General features: G+C 42.7%; 6 protein-coding genes. 5 read left to right on the forward strand and 1 reads right to left on the reverse strand.

Features of this window, described 5'->3' with window-relative positions; translation table 11 throughout:
- Window positions 1-366: 366 nt before the first annotated feature.
- The 5 genes from NJ959_RS26890 to NJ959_RS26905 all read left to right on the forward strand — a co-directional run bounded on the left by NJ959_RS26890 (window position 367) and on the right by NJ959_RS26905 (window position 2769).
- Window positions 367-1161 carry a phosphoadenylyl-sulfate reductase gene (locus NJ959_RS26890; protein ID WP_373693720.1) on the forward strand — a complete coding sequence of 265 codons (795 nt, stop codon included), beginning with the start codon at window positions 367-369 and terminating at the stop codon, window positions 1159-1161.
- A 246-nt stretch (window positions 1162-1407) separates the two neighbouring features.
- Window positions 1408-1542 (forward strand): hypothetical protein, encoded by a 135-nt coding sequence (locus tag NJ959_RS30335; RefSeq protein ID WP_256529867.1) that lies wholly within the window; start codon window positions 1408-1410, stop codon window positions 1540-1542.
- A gap of 23 nt (window positions 1543-1565) precedes the next feature.
- Window positions 1566-1787, forward strand: coding sequence for a hypothetical protein (locus NJ959_RS26895; protein WP_254014831.1), 222 nt, complete (start codon window positions 1566-1568; stop codon window positions 1785-1787).
- A gap of 11 nt (window positions 1788-1798) precedes the next feature.
- Window positions 1799-2347, forward strand: coding sequence for a hypothetical protein (locus tag NJ959_RS26900; protein WP_254014832.1), 549 nt, complete (start codon window positions 1799-1801; stop codon window positions 2345-2347).
- A 158-nt stretch (window positions 2348-2505) separates the two neighbouring features.
- Entirely contained in the window at window positions 2506-2769 is a 264-nt protein-coding gene (locus tag NJ959_RS26905) for a DUF4058 family protein (RefSeq protein ID WP_254014833.1), read from the forward strand.
- An 82-nt stretch (window positions 2770-2851) separates the two neighbouring features.
- On the opposite strand, the gene hemB is transcribed toward NJ959_RS26905, so the two are convergent.
- Window positions 2852-3829, reverse strand: a complete 978-nt coding sequence (gene hemB, locus NJ959_RS26910; protein ID WP_254014834.1) for a porphobilinogen synthase — start codon at window positions 3827-3829, stop codon at window positions 2852-2854.
- Window positions 3830-3903: the final 74 nt, after the last annotated feature.

Genomic DNA, 3903 nt, shown 5'->3' on the forward strand with positions numbered 1-3903 from the left:
GGGTGAGGAGAGTAGGGTGTGGGGGGTTGGCAGTAGGGAGTAGGGAGTAGGGAATTGATTTTCCCAATTAGCCATGCTAGATTCCTATTTAGGATAAAATACAAAATACCGACCAAGTTACCGTAGATTTATCGATCGAGGTTGAATGAACGTCAATCAGCGTGATAAATCCAGGGAAACCAGACTGCGATCGCGAATCCAATGGGGACTCCGGGGAAAATGGAGGGCAAGTCTAAGGGTAACACGGTTTCCAGCACAATATAAAGGAGGAGAACCATGCCGCGACTGAATTCGCTCGAACCCAATCAAAATGGGCAAATAGCGGCTTTGTCTAGACAATTTACCGATGCAATCCCCATTAATGAGATGATAAATTGGCAAGAGCAACGGGAATTGCCTCAAGTGGGAGGTATAACAGCAGAGAAACCCAATCTGGATCTTAATCTAGTCAACCAAAAACTCACCGACACAGACGCGATCGCAATTATTAAGTGGGCAGTAGAGACATTTGGGGATGGCTTGGTGATGAGTACCAGTTTCGGTATTCAAGCAGCAGTCATGCTCCATTTAGTCACTCGGATTTTACCCGATATCCCAGTAATTTGGATTGATACAGGCTACCTACCACCAAAAACATATCGATTTGCCGAACAATTGACCGAGCGATTGCAGCTCAATCTCAAAGTATACCAGTCCCCCATTAGTCCAGCACGAATGGAAGCTATTTACGGGCGACTCTGGACAGAGAATAATATTGAAGCACTGGATCGCTACAACCAGATGCGGAAAGTGGAACCAATGCAGCGTGGATTGCGGGAAATGAAAGCTACCGCCTGGTTAGCAGGATTGCGCACCCAACAAACCGATCATCGCAAAACTCTACGGAATGTTGATAAACAATCCGGCATTTACAAAGTATTACCAATTTTAAATTGGACGGCAGAAGATATAGACGACTACCTCACTACCTACGACTTGCCCTATCATCCGCTACGGGAATTAGGCTATGCTACCGTTGGCGATTGGCATTCCAGCCGCCCAGTTACCGATGCTGACAAACACGAAAGGGATACTCGTTTTGGGGGTATTAAACAAGAGTGTGGTTTGCATTTACCTCAAACTCCGGGTGAAGCTGAGAGTTTGAATTCTAGTTCATTGTAAACTACCGATTATTGCCTCTTTATCTGTAGGGTGCGTTATGCGAAGCTAACGCACCCTAATGGTTATATGTACTGCGTAAATCCTGAAAAGTATTGTTCGCGATGTGCGTTCCACCGTTTAAAATATAGCAATATAGCGATCGTAAATCAGTCATAAACATACCTGAAGTATAATTCTTGCAGTGCGTGCATCTTTCATTTGGGATTGCTATATTTGATCGGCACTAATCACAATAGAGAGATAAATATGCCTGAAGAAAACCTTTCGGAGCTTGCCAAGCAAGGGAACCCCAAAGCGATCGCAGTAATGCTCAATCGTTCACTTCAAGCCAAGAATATCACGGCTAAGGTTAATCGCCAAGAGGATTCCTTGCAAAAGTAACGAAAAAAGACGGGTGCTATAATATGACTTGGAACCCCCTTGATGAAGTGAGAGAATGGCATTGTGCTGCGACTGAAGAAGCTTGTTTTGAAATGGAGGAAAGATTTAAAAAAGAGGGATTAAGAATTCACTTAGTTGATACCCCTCTCACAACCGATCCAATTTTGAAAGTTGCTTGCATATTTGACGGAACCGATGCCGATCCTAGTGCGGAAAGGTTTAAGTCTTACCAAGATTTAGATTAGGAGTTTGATTTATGAGTTATCTAGTTTTTTTTGAAGATACCAGTGGCAAAGATTATCAGACTGAGGAAAATGAAAAGCTCGAGTATCTCAGTCATCCACCAATTATAGGCGATCGTGTCTCTCTCGGTGGTCAAAGATTATGGCACATTGTAGGAGTAGATATTTATCACCAGGCAGAAAATCATGAAGACATTATCTATTTAGCTCATTGTACAGTTGACCCCAAACAGATTGAATCTATTGACAGAGCAAATTGGTTTAGAGTCAAAGCATATCAAGACAGAGATCCTAACTTACAGCTATTCTTGGGTGAAGGAATGCTAGTCCACGTCAATAAAAATTTAATCGGTAAAAAACCAGAAACTGGATATCTTTTGCCTCAATACAACGTGCAAGAACACACCGTTAATTCTAAACCTTGGGGAGTTGTTTCTGTTACTGCTTACTTACCTAGTCCTGACATAGATCTCACTTGCTATAATGTGGTTTATATTGGTCAGTGTGTCTATGTTCCTGAAGCATTGCCATCGAAAAATAAAGAGGAATTAGTTACAGCTTGAATTAAGCTATTAGAAGACTCTGTGCGGTGCTTGGGTGAGGGAAGCGATCGCGCTTTACTTGAAGTAGGCGATTAATCGCCTACTACGAACGAACAAAATATGCCAAACGTAATGCTCAAAGTCTAAAATATAGATAGTTTACTTATTGCCACCTGCTTATGCCATCTCCTTTTCCAGGTATGGACCCCTATCTTGAAGGTTATCTTTGGTCAGATGTGCATAGTTCCCTTGCCAACAAAATACGACAGCATTTGACCCCCAAACTGCGCCCCCACTACACTGCACGTTTGGCAATTTATCTAGTAGAAGATACGACACCAGAGGCAGAAATTGGTATTCTCTATCCCGACGTAGAAATTCTTCGCATGTCGGCTCCAAATACTACATCTGATACTAACTGGATGCGATCGCTATTAACGTAAATTACTAATTTTATACACAAAAAAAAGCCCGTTTCTACGGGCTTGTAAAACAACACGAAAACTTAAAAATTTGCATTAACTCTTACAGCCAACGAGCAATATCTTTAGCATGGTAAGTCAGAATTAAATCAGTACCAGCCCGTTTAAAGCCGATCATGGTTTCCATGACTACTCGCTCTTCATCAATCCAACCGTTGAGGGCAGCAGCTTTAATCATAGAATATTCACCAGAAACGTTATAAGCAGCAACGGGTAAATTAGTAGCTTCCTTAACGCGCCAGATAATATCCATATAGGCTAATGCTGGTTTAACCATTAGCATATCAGCCCCTTCAGCGATATCAAGTTCAATTTCTTTGAGGGCTTCGCGACTATTGGCGGGGTCCATTTGATAGGTGCGGCGATCGCCAAATTGGGGTGCTGAGTCTGCTGCATCTCGGAATGGACCATAATAGGCCGAGGCATATTTGGCAGCATAAGAAAGAATAGGAGTATCTTCAAATCCCGCTTCATCCAATCCTGCCCGAATTGCTTGGACAAAACCATCCATCATCCCAGAAGGAGCAATAATATCTGCCCCAGCTTTAGCTTGAGATACGGCCGTTTTCTTCAGTAATTCTAAAGTAGGATCGTTGAGAACTCTTCCTGTTAAATCGCCTACTTCTAGATAACCGCAATGCCCGTGACTAGTATATTCGCACAAACAAGTATCAGCGATAATAACTAAATCTGGTACAGCTTCTTTAACTGCGGTAGCAGCTTTCTGAACAATACCGCAATCATGCCATGCCCCAGTAGCATCTAGATCTTTATCGGCAGGAATACCAAATAAAATAATCGCAGGAATACCAAGATCGTAGACTTCTTTCGCCTCTTCTACTATTTTATCTACCGATAATTGGTAGACTCCCGGCATGGATTTGACTTCCTTCGCGAAACTCTCTCCAGGTACGGCAAACAATGGGTAGATGAGATCGCTGGTGGTTAAAACATTTTCGCGCACCATCCGGCGTAACTGAGGGCTTTGGCGGATGCGGCGAGGACGATGGAGTGGAAACATTGTTAAGATTTGAAACGTTTACTGATCTGGATATTTGAAACCAAGACACTATTTTAAAACGGAATGGCTCGTTG

The sequence above is a fragment of the Limnofasciculus baicalensis BBK-W-15 genome (genome assembly GCF_024178385.1).
GTDB classification, from domain to species: domain Bacteria; phylum Cyanobacteriota; class Cyanobacteriia; order Cyanobacteriales; family Coleofasciculaceae; genus Limnofasciculus; species Limnofasciculus baicalensis.